The organism is Anabaenopsis elenkinii CCIBt3563 (assembly GCF_015245355.1).
GTDB lineage: Bacteria > Cyanobacteriota > Cyanobacteriia > Cyanobacteriales > Nostocaceae > Anabaenopsis > Anabaenopsis elenkinii.
This window is the reverse complement of the sequence record NZ_CP063311.1, coordinates 443,208-464,816: the sequence shown is the minus strand read 5'-3', so window position 1 is coordinate 464,816 and position 21,609 is coordinate 443,208. Positions and strand designations below refer to the sequence as shown.

Here is a 21,609-nt window from a genome sequence, read left to right as displayed (position 1 = left end):
TACTAAGGTAAAAACCGATCCAAAGCAGCTTTTAACTGTTGAATTTCCACCTCCATATTCCCCTGTTGAGCCGCTCTAGCAATACACTCAGTTAAATGTTCATCCAAAACAATTCTCGCTACCTTATCCAAAGCGCCCCGCACCGCCGCAATTTGTAATAAAACATCAGGACAAGGGCTATCTTGCTGTACCATGGTTTTAATACCCCGAATATGTCCCTCTATCCGTGACAACCGGTTGACAATTTTCCGCAGTGACTCTTGACTATGAACGTGAGCATGAGCCGACTTTCCATGGTTATGCTCCGTTGGCGGATGGGATATAGATAAAGATTCTTTTGCTAACCGGTCGGGTTTATTCATGAGCCATCTAAGTACTGTTGATAGTTAAATCCTAGCCTAGAGGATCACAAATCAAGGCAAAACTCTTACCAACTTTTAGCCAGATGCAGGCAAAAACAATGCCAAGCCTAATACACAAAATTTATCATCGATTTTGTCACAATAAATGTAAATAGATGTTTCACAACATCTCACAATTGACCTTTTAAATTAGATTGTGATTATGGGATTTTCTCAAGTAGGCGGTTTTCTACGTCAATTCAGTTCTTATCTGTTAGCCATGATTTTAGGCGTGGTGCTGACGGTGGGTAGTTTTCATGTGTTACCCTCCCAAGCAGACCCGGCGCCGACTGTGGTCAGGGGTGAGGATGATCTGACCATACCAACCCAAATATCAGATATCAGCCCCCAACAGGAATCCCCAGCAAAAACCGCTATAGGTAGCACTAGTTTTGTGACTGCAGCTGTAAATCGTGTGGGAAATGCGGTAGTACGTATTGACACAGAACGCACCATTACTCGTCGCATCGACCCATTTCTGGAAGACCCGTTCTTCCGGCGCTTTTTTGGTGATATCCCCCAACAGCTACCCCCTGAACAGTTGCGGGGTTTAGGTTCTGGGTTTATTATTGATAAACGTGGTCTGGTTTTAACCAATGCCCATGTAGTAGACCAAGCTGATAAAGTTACGGTTCGTCTCAAGGATGGTCGCACCTATGAAGGCAAAGTTAAGGGGATTGATGAAGTTACAGATTTGGCAGTGGTGAAAATTAACCCTGACCAGGATTTACCTGTGGCGGCTTTGGGTTCTTCCGATACAGTACAAGTGGGAGACTGGGCGATCGCAGTGGGTAATCCTTTAGGATTTGATAATACTGTGACTTTGGGAATTGTCAGCACTCTCAAACGTTCTAGCGCCCAAGTTGGGATCGCTGACAAACGCTTAGACTTTATTCAAACCGATGCGGCGATTAATCCTGGTAACTCCGGGGGACCGTTATTGAATGAGCGGGGGGAAGTTATCGGTATTAATACTGCTATTCGTCCCGATGCTATGGGTATTGGTTTTGCTATTCCTATTGATAAGGCTAAGGCGATCGCTTTGAAGTTGCAACGTGATGGTAAGGTGATTCACCCCTATTTGGGTGTCCAAATGATTACCTTAACCCCTGAGCTAGCAAGAGAAAATAATCTTGACCCTAACTCTCCTATTCAAATCCCAGAAGTTAATGGTGTTTTAGTGATGCGAGTTATACCCGAATCACCTGCGGCAATTGCGGGGATTCGACGGGGTGATGTCATTGTCCAAGTTGATCGGGAATCGGTCACCAGTGCTGATAAACTACAGAATCTTGTAGAAAATAGTCGCCTTGGTCAATTATTACAAGTCAAGGTACAACGGGGTAATCAGATACAGGTAATTTCAGTCCGCACGGCTGAGTTACAAGATGCTGCTTAGTTGATATCCCCTAGGGTGGGCATTAAGCCTACCCCAGATGGATACTAAGAATGGGAATTAACGGACTACAGATAAGTACTGATAAATCTTGATTGGGGTTGGGTAGGAAGGGAAAATTTTTGTAAATTTATATTGGCAATCATTGCAAAATGAAGTAATGTTATATAGAAGGTTTGGCCGCACAGAATTACAAATGCCTGTTTTTTCCTGTGGCGGTATGAGATATCAGTTCAAATGGCAAGATGTGCCAGATTCAGAAATTCCTGTGGATAGTCAAGCTAATCTAGAAGCAACTATTCGCCGCGCTGTGGAACTAGGAATTAATCACATTGAAACTGCTCGCGGTTATGGGACATCAGAAATACAGCTGGGCAAAATATTACCTCAGTTTCCCCGAGAGCAGATAATTGTACAGACTAAGGTCGGACCGGTTGCAGATGGGGATGAGTTTCGGCAAACCTTTGAAAAATCACTACACAATCTCCAGTTAGATTACGTTGATTTACTGGGGTTACATGGTATTAATCATGGCGAATCTTTAGATTATATAGCAACCGCCAAGGTAATTTAAGCATAAACTATAAGTAGTCCCTTTTCATGTGAAGCGATCGCTTGCTACAGGTATATGCCCAAGCCGTACAGTTACGACCTTCGTCAAAAAGTAATCCAAGCGATTGAACTCGATGGCTTGAAGAAAACTCAAGCCAGTCAAATGTTTAATATTAGTCGCAACACCATCACCCTATGGTTGAAGCGAAAAACCGAAACGGGGGACTTCCAAGCCTTGCCTAATCAGCGTCCTGGGAATGGTCACAAAATTACCGATTGGGAAAAATTTCGTGAGTTTGCTTCCGTACATGGCGATAAAACCCAAGTAGAGATGGCCTCACTTTGGCCTGAAGAAATTAGCGATCGCACAATCTCAAGAGCTTTGAAAAAAATTGGTTTTACGCGAAAAAAAAGACTTATGGCTACCGTGAGCGCGATGAGGTCAAACGACAGGCTTTCGTAACGCAGTTGTCTGAGTTACCTGTGGAGAAGATTGTATACCTCGATGAGTCAGGAATGGACAACCGAGACCAGTATGATTACGGTTGGAACTCAAAAGGACAGCGCTTCCATGCACTTAAATCAGGTCGTCGTGAAGGTCGGGTGAACATAATTGCCGCGCTGTGTAACCATAAGCTGATAGCTCCTTTCACTGTTGAGGGTGCGTGTAATCGAATAGTATTTGAGACTTGGCTTGAAGCTTGTTTGCTTCCCACACTCAAACCAGGACAGGTTGTGGTGATGGATAATGCCACATTTCATAAAGGTGGGCGCATTCAACAACTGATTCAGTACGCAGGGTGTGAAGTGCTGTACCTACCACCTTATTCTCCAGACCTGAATCAGATTGAAAAATGTTGGTCTTGGTTAAAAAGTCGAATCCGCAAAAAACTTGAGCGGTTTGATTCTTTACGAGATGCCATTGAGGATGTCTTGCTTTTTGCGTCCTAACCTCCTTGGCGGTTGCTATAGCCCTCTTCTGTCACTTTCCGAAATAAACAAGCAGTAAATACAATAAATTATGCAGAAGAATAAAAGGGTTTTAATCCATTCATAACACTAATGAGTTGGTTAAACCCAAGCAGCAAATTGGAATTGGGAAAAACATCAAGCCAGGGATAAATCAACCAAAAAAGTAAAAATGGTTGGACAATTAATCGCAGATTATTGAGAGTATTCTTCCATCCGGTTTGATGATTCCATTGCTGATGCACAGAGAAATCAACTGCACTGATTTCTAGTATGTTAGGTGCAAGCTGATGAGATTGATTTAGGGATAAAAACGCTGGAGAGTTTAAACTAATCATTGTGTAAACACACAAAATAATTTCCCACCATTTCTCAATATGCTGAAAATCAGTAAACCGATAATCTGTCCAACCTAATTCCTGTTTACACTGACGAAAGGCATATTCTACCCATGTTCTTAATCCATAAAAGTCGCCTAAAATTTTCTTGAGATTTCCTTGAAGATTGGTCATGACAAAAGAAGTAGAATTCTCTGGCATTGTTTCTGGATCTGTGGTTAATTCCCAGTAAGTTATCTCCTTTCTCTTACCATAAATTATTTCGCGGATATATCTATTCTCTGATTTTTGGTTACTAAATGTTCTGGTAAATTTACACCACTTATTCGCCCTAACCTTCTGATTGCCAGGCAACCATACTGCATGATTACTTCTAATTGCTACGACATAAGCTAAGTTATATGCTGCTAATTTTCTTATAAATTGACTACTCTCACCATATAAACTGTCTGCCAATACTAATTCAATAGTAAAGCCGAACTCAATTAATTCTGTAATTATTTCTGTCGCTAATTCTATCTTGGTCTTATATGTATCTTCTGCTCTTAGTGTCTTTTGCGGTTTGAATACTTTGAACAGTAGCGGAAATGTTATGTTATCGTACACTCCATAGGCATTGACTGAAACTATCCCTCTATCTATTTTCCCCACACTTCCTAAATATTGTCTGGCTACGTAATCAGTCTTGTTACCTTTTTTCCTGTCTCCTGTTTCATCAATGACTACGGTAATTGCTTTTCCATTTAATGCTCTCTTTATTTTATCTAATCTTTTGTTTCTTACTTTCTCTACTGACCAGTCTGAATTAGCAATAAAATGATGTAATGATTGGGCTGAGTTTATGCTTACTACTTTCGCTATCTCTGGTAAGGATTTCCTTTTGAGCGTTGAGATGATTCCCAAATGTAAATATTTGAAGCACTCATAATTTCTTACTTCTTTAAATATGTCTCTGTACTCTTCACAATATTCATCTATGACTCCCACTGTTGGGTGGGCCTCTCGACGTAAATGTTTGAGTATTTGTAATTCTACATCCATTGCTCTACCTACCTTGTAGAGTTTTTTCTTTTAACTATTATATTCTTTATTCTCGGAAAGTGACAGAAGAGGGATAGTATGCGTCCGGGTGGTTGTTTGGAAGTGGCGCAGCAGTTACAAAAAGAGGGAAAAGTCAAATTTATCGGCTTTTCTACCCATGGGTCTAAAGATTTGATTGTAGAAGCAATTAATACTAATCAATTTGATTATGTAAATCTGCATTGGTACTACATTAATCAATGGAATTGGGACGCAATTACAGCTGCTCAACAGCACGATATGGGGGTATTCATTATTAGTCCCTCAGATAAGGGTGGGATGTTATATAAACCACCGCAAAAGTTAGTTGATCTTTGCGCCCCTTTAAGTCCTATGGTATTTAATGATTTGTTTTGTCTGAGTCATCCAGAAGTCCATACTTTGAGTTTAGGCGCTGCTAGACCCCAAGATTTTGATGAACATCTCCAGACTTTAGAATATTTACATCGGGCACAGGAAATTCTACCACCAATTTTGCATAGGTTAGAACAACAAGCGATCGCTGCTTTAGGAGAAGATTGGGTTAAAACTTGGGATACCAACTTACCCACCTTTGAGGAAACACCAGGACAGGTGAATATTCCTGTGATTTTGTGGTTGTTAAATTTGGCGATCGCCTACGATTTAATCGACTATGCTAAAATGCGCTACAATCTCTTGGGTCGCGGTAGTCACTGGTTTCCAGGTAATCAAGCAGACAACCTAGAGAACCTAGATTTACAACCATGTCTTACCCATAGTCCCCATGCTGATAAAATTCCCCATAAGTTAGCACAAGCTCATCAAATCTTAGTCGGTACACAGGTGAAGCGGTTATCTCAAACTTGAACTACTCACTAATAAATTGTTTCTATTTAATTCATGTCCCCACTTGCTGGGGACATTACAGTAACCAACCGGGGTAAGGGACTATAAACTATCTTAAGTATGAAATATTTACCCATAGTTAGTCATTAAGGGGTTCTGAGACTTTCGGTGTTTTCTGCTATGCGCCGAGTATTTTCAGCCGTCTGAAAGCCGACAATTAATATCTCTAAAGCAACTCGAGTTGATATTACATATAATAAAAAAAGCAATGGAGCAATTAACAAACTAATAATCCCCTGGAGAAATCCCTCATTGAATCCCGCTGAAATAATTACTAGGGATCCTAATCCAGCGAAGAATATAAATAGAGCGTACAAAATACGAATTATTCTGAAAATAATAAATTCTGAAAAAGAAAAATCAAAAAGTACTGTGATTAAGCTTTTAATTCTCGCCATAACTAATCCAACTCCTGATGACAACCAAAATTTCTATGATTAAGTTTAAAGGAAAAGATAACGTAAATTTATTCCGAGGTTAATCTTATAATTAATTAACAGATTTTATTAATATTTAATTTTCTTTAATAATCTTGGGAAAATTGCAAGATTAACCTAAAATCAGCAAGGATATGCCTCTGTCATCTATCTCGTAAAGCATCATAATCAGATTATCTACTATTTCTTGCATCTCAATAATAATCAGACTGCTTTGCTATCTAGGTAAATACTGATTACTTTATAAATACCCTCTAAATTTCCATTTAATTGATGTCCCCAGGGAGTGGTAAGTTTAAACCTTAATTGTGTGGTTGCTATTCCCCATCTATAATTAATAATAGTTCCGCATATTTATCTACCCTGGACGATCGCTATTTTTAACTCGCTATTTTTAACTTAGTGCTATAGTAATAATTTTTCCGTCTCCACTAAAATGGCAGACTATAAACCAGTATTAGAGGTTGTTTGATAAGTTTTCAACAGGTAATTTTTATCTTAGGGAACAGGGAACACACCGAACAGGGAACAGGGAATGAGGAATAGGGAATGGGGAACACACAAAAAACAATCAAATCCAGTCCCCTCCCCTTACAAGGGCTATTCATTACTCACATCTTTCTTAACAATCTTGAAACATTTATGTGGCAACGGTTTCAACGCTTGAAAATTTCCGTACTCTTGACAAAATGTACCTTATTATTCTTGATAAAACCCTTATTTTATTGAGAATCATCAACGGAGGATTAAGGTTTGGGGGTTTGCGAGCGATCGCTCTCACGAATGTTAAGAAAGATCCGGGTAATGGATAGTTACAAGGGGAGGGTTAGGGTGGGGTCAAGCAATAGTTGATACACTAATCATGACTTGACAAACATCCTCTAAGCTCCTTCGCGCAACTTATCTAAAACGCTGCGGTCTTCTAAGGTAGAAGTATCACCAGATACCTCTTGACCAGATGCAAGACTGCGCAACAAGCGCCGCATAATTTTACCGGAGCGGGTTTTAGGTAAAGCATCGGTAAAGCGGATTTCCCCCGGACGTGCGATCGCCCCAATTTCCTTAACCACGTGCTGTTTAAGTTCTTTACTCAAATCCTCGCTTCCCTGATAGGTTCCTTCTAGGGTGACAAAAGCCACAACTTCCTCACCTTTGAGTTCATCAGGTTTACCGACTACTGCAGCTTCCGCCACTGCTGGATGAGAAACTAAAGCCGATTCTACTTCCATAGTTCCTAGACGGTGTCCCGATACATTCAAGACATCATCTACACGACCCATAACCCAGAAATAGCCGTCTTCATCTTGTCTAGCTCCATCACCAGCAAAGTAAATATAATTACCATCTTTGGGGGGGATATGTTCCCAATAAGTCCGGCGAAAACGTTCCGGGTCACCGTACACTGTCCGCATCATTCCCGGCCAAGGATAGCGCACCGCCAGATAACCGCCTTGGTTCTGAGGTACGGTATTACCTTCTAAATCTACCACATCTGCCAGAATCCCAGGAAAGGGCATGGTTGCGGAACCGGGTTTAGTGGGAATTGCTCCGGGTAGTGGTGTAATCATAATACCACCGGTTTCTGTTTGCCACCAAGTATCAACAATTGGGCAACGCTCACCACCAATGATTTTATGATACCACATCCAGGCTTCTGGGTTAATGGGTTCCCCCACTGTTCCTAACAACCGCAAGGAAGATAAATTCCGGCTTTTGGGATGGTGTTCACCCATCTTAATAAATGCCCGAATGGCTGTGGGGGCTGTATAAAAGATGTTGACACCATATTTCTCAATTACATCCCAGAAACAACCGGGATTAGAAGCCCGGGGCGCACCTTCATACATTAAAGTTGTAGCTCCGTTAGACAGGGGTCCGTATACTATGTAGCTGTGACCCGTAATCCAACCCACATCAGCAGTGCACCAGTATATATCTGTATCTTGGAGGTCAAAGATCCATTTTGTGGTGATGTGGCTATATAAGTTATAACCCCCAGTAGTATGGACAACTCCCTTGGGTTTGCCAGTGCTACCAGAAGTATACAGGACAAACAGCATATCTTCGCTATCCATGGGTTCAGGGGGACAGTCTGCACTGACACCCTGTTGTAAATCATGCCACCAATGGTCGCGCCCTAGTTCCATGTGGATTTGTTGACCTGTGCGTTTGACTACTAACACATCTGTCACCGAGGGAACAGTACCATCTGCTAGGGCTTTGTCTACCTGGACTTTCAGGGGAACAACTGCATCTTTACGCCAACCACCATCAGCGGTAATTACTATTTTGGCTTGTGCATCATTGAGGCGATCGCGCAAAGCCTCGGCGCTGAAACCCCCAAATACTACGCTATGGGGTGCGCCAATTCTCGCACAGGCTAACATAGCGATCGCTGCTTCGGGAATCATCGGCATATAAATACCAATGCGATCGCCTTTTTTTGCCCCTAATTGCTTGAGCACGTTAGCAAACTGGCAAACTTCCCGATGTAATTGAGCATAAGTCAGAGTTCGGGAATCCCCCGGTTCCCCTTCCCAAATTAGCGCCGCCTTATTTTTCCGCCACGTGGTCAGGTGTCTATCCAGACAATTATAGGAAATGTTAATTTTACCACCCACAAACCATTGAGCAAAAGGGGGCTGCCAATCCAGCACTGTATCCCATTGTTGGAACCAGTGTAACTGTGTGGCTGCTAGTTCTCCCCAAAATTGTTGGGGGTCAGCTTGGGCCTGAGCCCATAGCTGCTGATAGTCTGCCAAACTTTTGATCTGGGCGTTCTGAGCAAATTCCTTAGTGGGAGAGAATGAGCGCTTTTCTTGCAGGATTGATTCTATGGTTGGCTCAGGCATAATTGAAATTTTGTTTCCCTAGTAGATTTATGAGTTAAAACTATTGTGTACTTGAATTTATCAAAAATTGCTTTGATTCGGCTCAAGTGATACAATATTTTCACTAAAAGTACTTCTACTCTCATCGGGTGAAGTACAGACAACATTTAATAAATTACAAATATACACAGATCAACACAAATCTTAAAAAATACCTATGATCAGAGAAAATTTAGAATTGTTTTCATATCCACAATAGAATAGGATATACAATGTCTATTTGTGTTTTTGTTAACTTCAGTTAGTTATCGATTGTTCAGCGAGGGCATTAGTGATTGAAAGTAGGGTATCGTTTGCAAGCACAGGAGATTAAGGAACAGTTAAAATCCCTTATCGAGCAAGCCTCCTCGATAGACCCTAACTTGTCTAAAAAATTAGATGAAATTAATCGCTGGGTAAAAGATATTAAACCAGGGACTCTGACCGCCAAACCATTTGTTCTGGCTTTTCTCCTAGAAGTAATTACAGATTCGAGAATTTGGCTGATGATTAAATCATCACCTGATCCGGTTGAACAACAAGCTAAGTTTGACTTGATGACACCTAATGAGCGCTATTGGTATAGCTATCTTTTTCCTAAATGGATCAATGCCAATGACTCCAAATTTTACATTTGGAAACAAAAACTTATGGCAGGGGAATTTAATCAGGAAGATGATGATATCATTAAAGCAATAGCCCAAGATATTGTGCAGCGTGAAGGTGCTGTTTGGAAGCGTTATATTGCCGACCTGTCTATGGCCACAGACTTGATTGTTAGTAGTCGTCAGCACAAACCACTGTGTATTCAAATTACCAGTGTGTCAGAAGAGTTTAACAATCAAAAGTACCATTTTTGGCAAAATACATTGCACTCTTGGCAGATAGAAAGGGGAATATTTTTAAGTTACAATCCCAAACAGGCCGATTTCATCAAGCAGTTAGTCAACATAGTACTGTATAACAGTGACTGTCTTTCTAGTGGCAAGTATTTAAAATTTGATTGATTCTGTCAAAAATTCAATAATTCTAGGTTTGTGTTCGTCCCCTACATACTCATCAAATTATTACAGCTTCTATGGCTCACAAACAACAAACTCAAAGCTACGAAACTACTGTGGAAGAATTTGCTCAAGCTTTGACAACCGCGAGAAAAATGCAGCACGACTGGTTAACTTACGGGGTAGACTTTGTTAATTTTTATGTGGAAGATGCACAAAGTGATTGGTTGGAAAGTTGGGGAAATGATGAAATTTTAGCTAATAAATTATTAGATGCAATTAAAGAGTTTTTAATCAGTGATGATAGTGTAGCCAGCAGAACCAGACAACAGTTAGGTGAGCGTTCTCTGTTTGATTTAGCAGTCAATCTAGAAGTATGTTTGAGAATCGCCGCGGTAGATGACCGGTTATCTCTGGTGAAAAATCTGTTGGAGGGTGAGGAGGGTAATCTTGACCACAATCAGGAAGATTTATTAAACTTGGCAGGTAGTCTGTTGATAAAATTGGCAGATATAGCCCAGCAATGTGATTCTTGACGTGGGGTTCAAATAGGCAATAGTGATAATTATATCGGTGGTGAGGAGTCTTCTCCTGGAAATAACGCAGATAGGCAGGGTAAGGCCACCCGGCTGGTGCGATCGCCCGGATAACCGTACCATGATAATGTAGCAGCAACACGATAAGCTGGATAAGAGTGGCATTGTGCTGCTCTGTTGAGATAATTTCAATCCTCCCAGCTTGAAAAACCCGGAATGCTAGACCAAATTTTTGATTATCTTCACTTTAATTTCAGCATTGAAGCTCTCATAGTTCTGCTGATCTTGGTGTTTTTAGAAGCGGTACTATCTGCTGACAACGCGATCGCCCTCGCTGCGATCGCCCAAGGACTAGAAGACAAGGAACTAGAACGCAAAGCCCTGAACTTTGGTTTAATTGTTGCCTATGTCCTGAGAATTACCTTAATTCTTACCGCTACTTGGGTACAGAAATTCTGGCAATTTGAATTATTGGGTGCGGCTTACTTGCTGTGGTTGGTCTTCCAACACTTTACCTCAGAAGAAGAAAAAGACGACCATCATCACGGACCGCGGTTTCAATCATTGTTACAAGCAATACCGATAATTGCATTCACAGATTTAGCATTTTCTTTAGATAGTGTCACAACTGCGATCGCAGTTTCTCAAGAAAAGTGGCTAGTACTGACGGGTGCAACCATTGGAATTATTACATTACGATTCATGGCGGGATTGTTTATCCGCTGGTTAGATGAATTTAAAAATCTCGAAGATGCAGGCTATATTACCGTGGCATTTGTGGGTTTTCGCCTGTTGATGAGAGTAGTAAATGATAACTTAGTCCCACCAGAATGGTTAGTGATTTCTGCGATCGCCATCATTTTAGCCTGGGGATTTTCTGAGCGGAATGTGACCTCAGTTCCCGAAATAGAACCAGAAAAAAGTGAAATATCCCAATGAAGAAGATGGGGGAGAAAGATGTTGTTAAGATCCTCAATTCTCCCCCCTATGTTCATCTGTTGTCTTAGTCCCTAATTTACTCTTGTAACCAAGGTGTTAAATGTGGTTGCCAACTAACTAATTCTTCATCTTTAAACCACAAGGCTATTTCCCTTTGTGCAGTCTCTAAAGCATCAGAACCATGGATGAGGTTACGGCCAATGTTAATACCAAAATCTCCCCGAATTGTTCCCGGTTCTGCTGTCAGGGGGTTGGTAGCACCAATAATTTTTCTCGCAGACGCCACCACACCTTCACCTTCCCAAACCATAGCTACCACTGGGCCAGAGGTGATAAATTCCACTAAACTGCCGAAAAATGGACGTTCCCGGTGAACATCATAATGCTTTTCTGCCAATTCCCGGCTGACTTTCATAAATTTTAAACCCACAAGGGTAAAACCTTTAGTTTCAAAGCGGCCGATGATTTCCGCCACCAGTCCACGCTGCACACCATCAGGTTTAATTGCTAAGAATGTACGTTCCAAAGCTATCTCCCAAAACTGAATACATGATATTGATCATTTGCCAGGGGTGTTATATTCAGTCATCAAGATTTGATCGAGGACGAATCACCCAAGACTACTGACCAATCAGAGTGTATCTCAGAAATTATCTGTGAGTGCATATCTGTTGCTAATTTAATGCGCTAAATTGTTAATTCGTGGGTGAAATACAGAGGTCACGGAAAATGGGTGCTGAGTTAACTGCTACATCTCAAGAGGTGGTTATGCCTTCTCATGGACACAAATCAGAGCTTAAAGGTCAAAAACCAAAGAAGCTACTGCCACCTGGAAATTTACCTCATTCCTGGAAAATTGAGGATAGTGAAGCACTATACCGCATACAGGGTTGGGGAGAACCGTATTTTTCCATTAATGCTGCCGGTCATATTACAGTTTCTCCTAAGGGCGATCGCGGCGGTTCTTTAGATTTGTTTGAATTAGTTAACGCCTTGAAGCAGCGTAACTTGGGGCTACCGATGTTAATTCGCTTCTCGGATATTTTGGAAGACCGCATCGAGCGCTTAAATGCTTGTTTTAACAAGGCGATCGCCCGCTATAACTACCCAGGGGTGTATAGGGGGGTGTTTCCGGTCAAGTGTAACCAAGAACGCCATTTAATTGAAGATTTAGTCAAATTTGGCAAACCCCATCAATTTGGCTTAGAAGCCGGTTCTAAGCCGGAATTGATGATTGCCCTAGCTTTGTTGGATACACCCGGCGCCTTGCTCATTTGCAACGGCTATAAAGACCGAGAATATATCGAAACGGCAATGTTAGCCCAACGCCTAGGCCAGACTTCCATTATTGTCTTAGAACAGGTGGAAGAAGTGGATTTAGTGATTGCGGCTCACCGACAATTAGGGATTAAACCAATTTTGGGAGTCCGTGCCAAATTGAGTACCCAAGGTATGGGGCGCTGGGGAACTTCCACCGGCGATCGGGCTAAGTTCGGTTTAACAATTCCCGAAATCGTTACCGCCGTTGATAAACTACGCGCAGCTAATTTGCTTGATTGTTTGCAGTTAATGCACTTTCACATTGGCTCGCAAATTTCAGCCATTAATGTCATTAAAGATGCCATCCAAGAAGCTAGCCGTATCTACGTAGAGTTAGCACTGTTGGGGGCAGACATGAAGTATTTAGATGTTGGGGGCGGATTGGGTGTAGATTACGACGGTTCCCAAACCAACTTCTACGCCTCTAAAAACTACAATATGCAAAACTATGCTAATGATATTGTAGCTGAGTTAAAAGATACTTGTGGCGAACACCAGATAGCCGTACCAACACTGATTAGCGAAAGTGGGCGAGCGATCGCATCCCATCAGTCAGTACTGATTTTTGATGTTCTGAGTACCAGCGATGTACCTTTAGAACTACCAGAACCACCACAGGAAGAAGAATCACCCGTGATCAAATACTTGTGGGAAACCTACCAATCCATAAATCTAGAGAATTACCAAGAGTTTTACCACGACGCCGCCCAATTTAAAGAAGAAGCCATCAGCCGTTTCAACTTAGGAATTTTGCGCCTGGAAGAGCGAGCCAAGGCGGAGAGACTTTACTGGGCTTGCTGTCAAAAAATTCTCCAAATTACTAGACAGCAGGAATACGTACCTGATGAATTGGAAGACCTAGAAAAAATTATGGCTTCCATTTACTACATTAATTTATCAGTCTTTCAATCAGCACCTGATTGTTGGGCAATAGACCAACTATTCCCCATTATGCCCATACACCGCCTAGACGAAGAACCCCTTCAAAGAGGGATTTTAGCCGACCTGACCTGTGACAGTGATGGCAAAATCGACCGCTTTATTGATCTACGGGATGTGAAATCAGTGTTAGAACTGCATACCTTCGATCCCCAACAGCCCTACTATCTGGGGATGTTCCTCAACGGAGCATATCAAGAAATCATGGGTAATTTACATAACTTATTTGGTGATACCAATGCCGTTCATATCCAGTTAACACCCAAAGGTTACCAAATTCAACACGTCGTCAAAGGTGATACCATGAGCGAAGTGGTCAGCTATGTGCAGTATGACTCGGAAGATATGGTAGAAAATATTCGCCAGCGTTGTGAAAAAGCCTTAGAAGAAAAGCGCATTACCCTAGCTGAATCTCAACGACTGCTACAGACCTACGAAGAAAGTCTAGGAAGATACACCTATCTCAATAGCTAGATAGGGTTTGCAACAGAAAGTCTTTTCGTGGGGGTAGGGAACACACCGAACACACCGAACACACCGAACAGTTTCAGCTATATGTCACAAGAAAATCGCCGAAAGGCACGGAAGCCACTTGGCTTTAGACAGTGGAGGAAGTGCCAACGGCGAATTTATTGCCTTAAATCTATCCGTGATGAGGATCTTCGATATATCTTTTGATAACGTCTGCTGAAACTTGTCCAGCAGTAGAATAAAAATAGCTATTAGTCCATAGGCTAGGAAGTTTAAGTAATTCAGGAAATTCTCGTCTTAATAAGCAAGATGACCGTCCTTTAAAAGCTTTAACTACTTGATTTATAGCAACATCAGGTTGATGTTCTACGAATAAATGAACATGGTCTGGGGCAACTTCAAGAGCAAGTATGTCCGGTGTCTTTTTCTTTGGCTAATTCATGAATTATCTGTCGAAGGCGTTTAGCTATCTCTCCAGATAATACCTTTTTCCGTCGTTTGGGTATCCAGACAATATGCACTAACGCATTACCTTTTGAATGATTCCCTGTCCTGTATTCTAGGGTGGACTTCCTGTTGTTTAGTGATTGCTGTTGACAAGTAAATCATATCTCAACTATACTTTTGGAATCAACAAGCATTGAAGGTCGAACAATGTACGGATGCCAACAAGTTCTTATTAAGTCTGATAAATCAACAACATCCTCTAAGAAAGTTCGTTTATGGACTCTTCAGAAATCCCCGGTTTAGAAAACCGGGGAAGCTTAACAGCACAGGGACAGGGGGAAAGGATGGTAACTTTCCCATCAGCAACCCCCAATCCTCAGTCCCTAGGTTCTAAATAGCATTCGTCCCCAGTAAATCCTCAATGGCTTGGCGTTCAAAAGGTGTTTCCGATGGTGGTGTTTGACGCGCATCAGTAATCAGCCAATCTAAAGCAGCCGCTTGAACATCTATTGCATTTCCCGTTTTATCTACGCAGTAACGTCCAAACACTAATTTATCAACAAGTCTGACTCCAGGCCCTAATCGCGACCATTCAAAAATTACACTGTTTTCTACCGTGGCACCACTGCAGATCCAGCAATTGGGGCCTATCATCGCCGGGCCAATAATTTTTGCACCATCTTCTATCCTGGTCATACCACCAATATAAACTGGGCCAGTAATATCCACCTTGTCCCAATTCACTGCTACATTTAAACCAGTGTAAATACCAGGAGCAACTTGATTACCTGGAATTTGCACATTTTTAATATCGCCTAAGAGTACACCATTAATTGCCCGCCAATAATCTGGGACTTTCCCAATATCTACCCATTCAAAATCCATGGCAATGGCGTAGAAAGGGGCACCAATTTCTACTAATTTGGGAAATAATTGGCTACCGATGTCATATTCTACCCCAGAAGGTATATAATCAAACACATCTGGCTCAAAAATATAAATACCAGTGTTGATGTTGGTGCTCAGAGCCTCCTGTTGGGAAGGTTTTTCTTGGAAAGTTCTCACTCGACCATCCTCGTCTGTGACTACCACACCGTAACTAGAAACCTCTTCTAGGGGCACAGATTTGGTGATGATGGTGGCAATTGACCCTCTGGACTTATGCCACTTCACAGCTGTAGATAAATCTAGGTCAATCAGGGCATCACCACACAAGACGACAAAGGTATCATCAAAAAAAGGTGAAAAGTCCTGGATACGCCGCATCCCGCCGGCGGAACCAACAGCTTCTCCCACCAGTTTGCCGTCATCATCGATTTTGCCTTCAAAAGAATAGGCGATTTCTACGCCGAACCTTTGACCATCACGAAAATAGTTCTCAATTTCCTCTGCCAAATGGCTAACATTGACCATAATCTGGTTAAATCCATGTTGGCGCAAAAGTTCGAGCAGAAATTCCATTACTGGCTTTTGCAGAATCGGAATCATCGGCTTGGGAATTGTATAGGTAATGGGACGCACACGGGTACCCTTACCCGCAGCGAGAATCATCGCTTTCATAAAGTTTTATTCCTCAAACACAAGCCAGTTTAGTTTTCTCCAGTGGTACTTAATCATCCGTCTGGGATGAGTAAGTCCTAACAACAGGAATAACAGGCATTTACCCGTCATTGCAAGCTTTTAAGCACAACCACAGGACTCCTGACAGATTTTAATTTTAACTAACTACCTTACCCTGCTTTTTGGTTCTGGTTTCCCAGATCGGGAATCTGGTGGCTGTGTTGACATACTCACGGACCTAGGATGATTTCAGCATCTCCGGTAATCTTGGTACTTCCCGAAAATATCGTTAATTATTATACGTAAACTCATCGTGGCTATGACTGTCTTCTATGGGCCAATCTTCATTCTCACCACCGATGTATAAATCTTCTATGGTCACATATTCCTCATTTAACTGTTTGAGAGCGTTGATTAAAATGTCAAGGGCGATCGCATCTGCGGTTCCCATGTCAAACCAACAACGGGCCCACTGTCCTTGATACTCACACTCGCCCATATTGTGCATCAGTGCCAATAAGCTTTTATCATATCCTTGTGAGTCATAATCCATATAGCTAATTTCTAGTCCTGTTTCTTGGACTTGGAGATTTTCCGCATTAAATGCGCCTAATTTCCCCAGATAAAACCAGGAGTTGAAAACTTCTTCTAGGTATTGCTTTTCACCTTCAGATGGCACTGTAGTGAACTTTAACCAAATCCAGACATCAAAAGGGTTAATTTCACGGAAATGAATTTGCATTGTGGGGGAATTTTCAGGAATATCTCAATTAATTGAATCTCAAAATCAGCATACCAGGCTGGGGAATAATCATTGATGACTATTCCCTGGTGTGGCAATCAATTATTAAAATTATTCAGGCTATTAAAGGTATTATTGCGTTCCCGCTCGATTTGTCTGACTAAATCTGGTGGAAGTTGGGATCTTTTTGCTAATGCTTTGTCGAAGTTAACTACTGCTTCTTGGATCATTGACTGACTTTTAAGTTGTTGTCCCTGTTCTCTGAGGATTTGAGCTTTGAGATAGTACAATTCTGGATGTTCAGGTGTAAGTTTTAAAGCGCTGTTGACATATTCTAAAGCCTGAGAATACTGTTTTAAATCCCGATAAGCAACGGCTATACCTCTATGTGCTAGGTATTTAGGCCCAGCATTTACTTTTAATCTATTAATTGCATCTTCAGGACTGGTAAAGGGTAAATTTACCGCTAGCATTAAGTCCATGTAGCCTTTGAGTAAATTTAGTTCGGGATCTTCAGGGGCGATCGCCTCTGCTCTGTCTAAATATTGGTAGACTTGACGGAGGCGAGTTAAGGCTTGTGGTGCGCCTTTGAGGGTACCTTCACGGGTAATAATGGTTGCTCCTTGAAAGAAATGTCCCACGGCGGTGTAAATATTTCCACGTAGCTGGTCTGTAGCAATAAGTTTTTCTCCAGCTTCTAGGGTTTTCTGGCTATAAGTCTCCAATTGGGCTAAATCCTTATTGGCGTAAGCTAAGGAAGCCTTCATCGCATAGGCTAAAGGTTCGTTGGCTTCCGTGGAGATGGCTTGTTGCAGGTAACTTTGGGCGGCTAGATAATCACCCTGTTGGAAAATGGCGTTAAAAGCTGCTTCTGTTTTGTCTCCAATGTTGCGCGGTTGATTGGTGCGGAATGGGTCCCCAGCTAAGGAGGGATTAACCCAGAAATTCACTGCGATCGCTACTGTGAAGGTTGTCTGAGCTAGCTTGGTGAGTTGAGAAAGGCGTTTATTCATGGTCACCCTGAACAAGAAGAGTGGACAACGGAAAAATCAACTATAATCTGTTTCTGAATTTGCAACTACTGCTTAACGCCAATATTTTAGCAATAATAATCTGGACTGGGTTAATTAGGGGTAGTGCCTATTGTTACAGTATTTTTGAATGGGGAAATATGGGAAAATGATGAGAAAATATATCAGATTTGGGGTGAAAAAGATGCAAAAATCCGTGATTTCCTAACTTTGTAGTAGTCTTGATCCATGCTATATATTAAAAATCTCAGTTATCATCCTCCTGCTAGCCCAGCGGCGATTCTCAAATCGATTAATCTAGAATTAGCACCCCAGCAGCTGGGGATGATTATTGGTCCGAGTGGTTCGGGTAAGAGTACCTTACTAGAAATTTTGTCTGGACTGGCTGAACCAACTTCGGGGTCGCTGTTTTGGCGGGAAAAACAACTTACCCCTGAAGATTTACAAAGGTTAGCTGGGTTGGTGTTTCAGTTTCCCGAACGGCACTTTTGCGGTGGTACGATTTTAGAAGAATTGCGTTTAGGACATCCAGAATTAGGTTCTGAGCGGGTCAAACAAGTATTAACAGATGTGGGGTTAGAAGATTTATCCCTGTTTGCAGCACCCCAGGCTTTAAGTGGTGGACAGCAGCGGCGTTTGGCTTTGGCTGTCCAGTTGATTCGTCAGCCTCATATATTATTGTTGGATGAACCTACAGCAGGTTTAGATTGGTCAATACGTCAGCAATTGGTTAATTTGTTGGGCGAACTGAAAAAGGCTTGGATGTTGTTGATTGTCACTCATGATCCTGGGGATATGCTGGCGATCGCTGACCGTTGTTGGACTTTGAACCAGGGTGAATTACAATCGGCACAGGGGTATAAGAATCTTCATCAATGACTAACTCATTGCCAGCAATGGCAGATATATGGCAAAATAGCCTCAATTGGCTACCCAACCCACAACAAGAGCAAGAATTTCAACGGTTGTATGAACTGATTTTGGCAGGTAATCGGCAGTTCAACTTAACTCGTATTACTGCGGCTGAGGAATTTTGGGAAAAACATCTTTGGGATGCCCTGCGGGGGGTTGCACCAGAAGGGCGATTTATGCGATCGCTCTTAGAAGGTGCTGGGGTAATTGATATTGGTACGGGTGCGGGGTTTCCTGGTGTTCCCGTAGGTATTGCTCTACCTAATTGTGAGATTACTTTGGTTGATTCAACTAGGAAGAAGGTTAATTTTATTGAAGAGGTGTTGACAAAATTAAGCTTGATCCGGGGTAAAACTGTGATGGGGAGGGCGGAGGAAATAGGTCATCATCCCCTCCATCGCCAAGCTTACGATGTGGCTTTAATTCGGGCGGTGGGGAGTGCTGCTGTCTGTGCTGAATATACTCTACCATTGGTTAAACGGGGTGGTTTAGCGGTAATTTATCGCGGTCATTGGACAGATGAGGAAAGCACAGCTTTACAAAATGCGGTGAATCAATTAGGTGGGAGAATTGAATTAGTTGAGCGGTTCACGACACCTTTAACTAACAGTGTTCGTCATTGTCTATATTTACGGAAGGTTGCAACTACCCCTGGGGATTTTCCCCGGGGTGTTGGTATCCCCAATCAAAAACCGCTTTGAGTTTATGTTAAACCCAAGCGGTGTAAAATAAAAGCGTCTTCAAAAGCTAGTTCTCGCAGGCTTTCATAACGTCCAGATGGGCCGCCATGTCCCGCATCCATGTTGGTTTTGAGCAGGAGCAGATGATTATCTGTTTTCAGTTCCCGGAGTTTGGCTGTCCATTTGGCGGGTTCCCAATATTTGACCCGGGAATCATTTAAACCGGCGGTAATTAAAATGTCTGGGTAATCTTGGGCGGTGACGTTATCATAGGGGGAGTAGGATTTCATGTAGTCATAATAAATTTTGTCGTTGGGATTTCCCCATTCCTCCCATTCCATTGCTGATAGGGGTAGGGAAGTATCTAAAATTGTGGTGACTACATCGACAAAGGGGACGTTAGCTACAACTACTTTAAATAGGTCAGGACGCATATTGATCACCGCACCCATTAATAAACCCCCCGCACTACCCCCGGTAATTGCTAGGCGATCGCTGCTAGTCCAACCTTGACTGATCAAATACTCGGCACAGGTGATAAAGTCTGTAAAGGTGTTCTTTTTGTGTAAAAATTTCCCTTGTTCGTACCACTGACGCCCCATTTCTTCACCGCCACGAATATGAGCAATGGCAAACACCATTCCCCGGTCTAAGAGTGTTAATCTGGTGGATGAAAAGGAAGCAGGATATGAGGAACCATAGGCACCATAGGCTGTGAGTAATAAGGGGTTTTTACCATCTTTGTTAATTCCCCGTTTGTAAACCATGGAGATGGGGACTTTTGTCCCGTCGGTGGCGGTGGCCATGAGCCATTGACTTTCATAGTTACTGGGGTCGTATCCTCCCAAAACTTCGGTCTGTTTTTTTAATTCCCGCTGGTTTGTTTCCATGTTGTAATCAAAAACAGATTGGGGAGTAATTAAGGAAGTATAATTAAATCGGAGGATGTTGGTATTAAATTCTGGGTTACTACCTTCGGAAAATTCATAGGTGGGTTCCGGGAAAATGATGTTATTTTCTGCTCCTGTAGAGAGGTTCTGGATTCTTGCAGTTTGCAATCCCCCTTTTCTTTCATAAATTACCAGGTGATTGGCAAATAGGCTTACCCCCAATAACAGCACATCTTCTCTGTGGGGGATGATGGTTTGCCAATTTTCTGGGGAGGGGTTAGCTACGGGTGTTTTGACTAGTTTAAAATTAGTGGCGGCGTCGTTGGTGACGATGTAAAAGCTATCCTGGTGATGGTCTACATCATATTCTATTCCTGTAGTCCGGGGGCTAATGATCTGAAAATTATCATAGGGATGATTAGCATCTAAATAGTGAACTTCTGTAGTGATGCTACTTTGTAGCACCATGAGTATATATGATTGGCTGCGGGTTTTCTCAAGGTGTAAATGATAGATATCATCGTTTTCTTGATATATTAATACGTCGTTTTGGGGACAATTTCCTAGGGTGTGTTTGAGGAGTTTGTAGGGACGATTAGCATCATCCAGTTGGGTGTAAAATGCTGTTTTATTGTCGTTACCCCAAGCAAAGGAAAAATAGGTTTTGGGGATGGTTTCTGGATATAGTTGATGGGTTCTTAAGTCGAGAAAACACAATAAATATTGCTCGGAGCCGTTAGTATCAAAGGAATAAGCTAATATTTGATGATTAGGGCTGATGGCAAATACACCTAAATCAAAGAAGTCGTGACCCGCTGCTAGTTTGTTTTCATCTAAGAGGATTTCCTCTGGTGCGTCTAAACTGCCTTTTTTACGGCAATGGATGGGGTAGGATTTACCGGCTTCTGTGCGAGAATAATAATAGTATTCATCTTTGAGGGAGGGTACTGATAAATCTGTTTCTTTGATGTGGGAGAGCATTTCCTGGTAAAGCTGGTTTTGTAGCTCCTCGGTATGCTGCATCATTGCTGCTGTATAGGCGTTTTCTGCTTCCAGGTAGGGGATAAGTTCTGGGTGGTCTGGGTCACGCATCCAAAAGTATTCATCTATCCGGCGATCGCCATGGAGCTCTAAGACCTCTGGGCGTTTTTTGGCCTGGGGTGGGGTGGCTATTTTGTCTAAAAGGCGATCTTTACTCATAATGTTTCACTTATATTCGGTCAATCTCAAC

General features: G+C 42.1%; 18 protein-coding genes and 3 pseudogenes. 11 read left to right on the top strand and 10 right to left on the bottom strand.

What is annotated here, in order from left to right:
- Positions 1-2: 2 nt before the first annotated feature.
- Positions 3-362, bottom strand: coding sequence for a metal-sensing transcriptional repressor (locus IM676_RS02160; protein ID WP_200988772.1), 360 nt, complete (start codon positions 360-362; stop codon positions 3-5).
- 202 nt (positions 363-564) lie between these two features.
- Between IM676_RS02160 and IM676_RS02155 the strand changes: the two genes are divergently transcribed.
- From IM676_RS02155 to IM676_RS02145, 3 genes and pseudogenes are all read left to right on the top strand, one after another.
- Positions 565-1,800 (top strand): HhoA/HhoB/HtrA family serine endopeptidase, encoded by a 1,236-nt coding sequence (locus IM676_RS02155; protein ID WP_200988771.1) that lies wholly within the window; start codon positions 565-567, stop codon positions 1,798-1,800.
- A 157-nt stretch (positions 1,801-1,957) separates the two neighbouring features.
- Positions 1,958-2,347: pseudogene (locus IM676_RS02150) on the top strand (aldo/keto reductase); the annotation flags it as partial.
- A 78-nt stretch (positions 2,348-2,425) separates the two neighbouring features.
- Positions 2,426-3,300, top strand: a protein-coding gene (locus tag IM676_RS02145) for an IS630 family transposase (protein WP_200986959.1) whose coding sequence is annotated in 2 segments (ribosomal slippage) — positions 2,426-2,755 and positions 2,758-3,300 — 873 coding nt in all. Because the reading frame shifts where the segments join, the coding sequence is not laid out codon by codon here.
- Positions 3,301-3,368: 68 nt separating this feature from the next.
- On the opposite strand, the gene IM676_RS02140 is transcribed toward IM676_RS02145, so the two are convergent.
- Positions 3,369-4,697: an IS701 family transposase gene (locus tag IM676_RS02140; protein ID WP_200987119.1), complete on the bottom strand. Its 1,329-nt coding sequence runs from the start codon at positions 4,695-4,697 to the stop codon at positions 3,369-3,371.
- A 75-nt stretch (positions 4,698-4,772) separates the two neighbouring features.
- Here IM676_RS02140 and IM676_RS02135 point away from each other — a divergent pair.
- Positions 4,773-5,564 (top strand): annotated as a pseudogene (locus tag IM676_RS02135) (aldo/keto reductase); the annotation flags it as partial.
- A gap of 125 nt (positions 5,565-5,689) precedes the next feature.
- Here IM676_RS02135 and IM676_RS20165 read toward each other — a convergent pair.
- Positions 5,690-6,001 carry a DUF4282 domain-containing protein gene (locus IM676_RS20165; RefSeq protein WP_200988770.1) on the bottom strand — a complete coding sequence of 104 codons (312 nt, stop codon included), beginning with the start codon at positions 5,999-6,001 and terminating at the stop codon, positions 5,690-5,692.
- Positions 6,002-6,921: 920 nt separating this feature from the next.
- Entirely contained in the window at positions 6,922-8,892 is a 1,971-nt protein-coding gene (gene acs, locus IM676_RS02125; protein ID WP_200988769.1) for an acetate--CoA ligase, read from the bottom strand.
- A 332-nt stretch (positions 8,893-9,224) separates the two neighbouring features.
- Here acs and IM676_RS02120 point away from each other — a divergent pair, with 332 nt between their 5' ends.
- The 3 genes from IM676_RS02120 (at position 9,225) to IM676_RS02110 (ending at position 11,386) form a co-directional block, all read left to right on the top strand.
- Positions 9,225-9,917, top strand: a complete 693-nt coding sequence (locus IM676_RS02120) for a hypothetical protein (RefSeq protein ID WP_200990044.1) — start codon at positions 9,225-9,227, stop codon at positions 9,915-9,917.
- A 71-nt stretch (positions 9,918-9,988) separates the two neighbouring features.
- Positions 9,989-10,447, top strand: coding sequence for a hypothetical protein (locus IM676_RS02115; RefSeq protein ID WP_200988768.1), 459 nt, complete (start codon positions 9,989-9,991; stop codon positions 10,445-10,447).
- Positions 10,448-10,663: 216 nt separating this feature from the next.
- Positions 10,664-11,386: a TerC family protein gene (locus tag IM676_RS02110; RefSeq protein WP_200988767.1), complete on the top strand. Its 723-nt coding sequence runs from the start codon at positions 10,664-10,666 to the stop codon at positions 11,384-11,386.
- Positions 11,387-11,462: 76 nt separating this feature from the next.
- On the opposite strand, the gene ndk is transcribed toward IM676_RS02110, so the two are convergent.
- Positions 11,463-11,912: a nucleoside-diphosphate kinase gene (gene ndk, locus IM676_RS02105; RefSeq protein ID WP_200988766.1), complete on the bottom strand. Its 450-nt coding sequence runs from the start codon at positions 11,910-11,912 to the stop codon at positions 11,463-11,465.
- 203 nt (positions 11,913-12,115) lie between these two features.
- On the opposite strand from ndk, the gene speA reads away from it, so the two are divergent.
- Positions 12,116-14,119 carry a biosynthetic arginine decarboxylase gene (speA, locus tag IM676_RS02100; protein WP_200988765.1) on the top strand — a complete coding sequence of 668 codons (2,004 nt, stop codon included), beginning with the start codon at positions 12,116-12,118 and terminating at the stop codon, positions 14,117-14,119.
- A 169-nt stretch (positions 14,120-14,288) separates the two neighbouring features.
- Here the strand turns inward: speA and tnpA are convergent.
- A pseudogene (gene tnpA / locus IM676_RS02095) lies at positions 14,289-14,637 on the bottom strand (IS200/IS605 family transposase).
- 201 nt (positions 14,638-14,838) lie between these two features.
- Between tnpA and IM676_RS19980 the strand changes: the two are divergent.
- A complete protein-coding gene (locus tag IM676_RS19980) occupies positions 14,839-14,961 on the top strand; it encodes a hypothetical protein (RefSeq protein WP_263973160.1) in 123 nt (40 codons plus the stop codon).
- Here the strand turns inward: IM676_RS19980 and IM676_RS02090 are convergent.
- From IM676_RS02090 to IM676_RS02080, 3 genes are all read right to left on the bottom strand, one after another.
- The gene (locus IM676_RS02090; RefSeq protein ID WP_200988764.1) at positions 14,954-16,123 is read right to left on the bottom strand and encodes a sugar phosphate nucleotidyltransferase; all 1,170 of its coding nucleotides are present in this window, start codon (positions 16,121-16,123) and stop codon (positions 14,954-14,956) included. The genes IM676_RS19980 and IM676_RS02090 overlap by 8 nt on opposite strands.
- 289 nt (positions 16,124-16,412) lie before the next feature.
- A complete protein-coding gene (locus IM676_RS02085) occupies positions 16,413-16,865 on the bottom strand; it encodes a DUF3531 family protein (RefSeq protein ID WP_200988763.1) in 453 nt (150 codons plus the stop codon).
- 98 nt (positions 16,866-16,963) lie between these two features.
- Entirely contained in the window at positions 16,964-17,878 is a 915-nt protein-coding gene (locus tag IM676_RS02080) for a Sll0314/Alr1548 family TPR repeat-containing protein (RefSeq protein ID WP_200988762.1), read from the bottom strand.
- A 246-nt stretch (positions 17,879-18,124) separates the two neighbouring features.
- On the opposite strand from IM676_RS02080, the gene IM676_RS02075 reads away from it, so the two are divergent.
- Together IM676_RS02075 and rsmG are read left to right on the top strand one after the other, a co-directional pair.
- A complete protein-coding gene (locus IM676_RS02075) occupies positions 18,125-18,775 on the top strand; it encodes an ABC transporter ATP-binding protein (protein ID WP_200988761.1) in 651 nt (216 codons plus the stop codon).
- The gene (gene rsmG, locus IM676_RS02070; protein ID WP_200988760.1) at positions 18,772-19,509 is read left to right on the top strand and encodes a 16S rRNA (guanine(527)-N(7))-methyltransferase RsmG; all 738 of its coding nucleotides are present in this window, start codon (positions 18,772-18,774) and stop codon (positions 19,507-19,509) included. Before IM676_RS02075 ends, rsmG begins: the two co-directional genes overlap by 4 nt.
- Before the next feature lie 2 nt (positions 19,510-19,511).
- On the opposite strand, the gene IM676_RS02065 is transcribed toward rsmG, so the two are convergent.
- Positions 19,512-21,578 carry a S9 family peptidase gene (locus tag IM676_RS02065; RefSeq protein ID WP_200988759.1) on the bottom strand — a complete coding sequence of 689 codons (2,067 nt, stop codon included), beginning with the start codon at positions 21,576-21,578 and terminating at the stop codon, positions 19,512-19,514.
- Positions 21,579-21,609 lie beyond the last annotated feature (31 nt).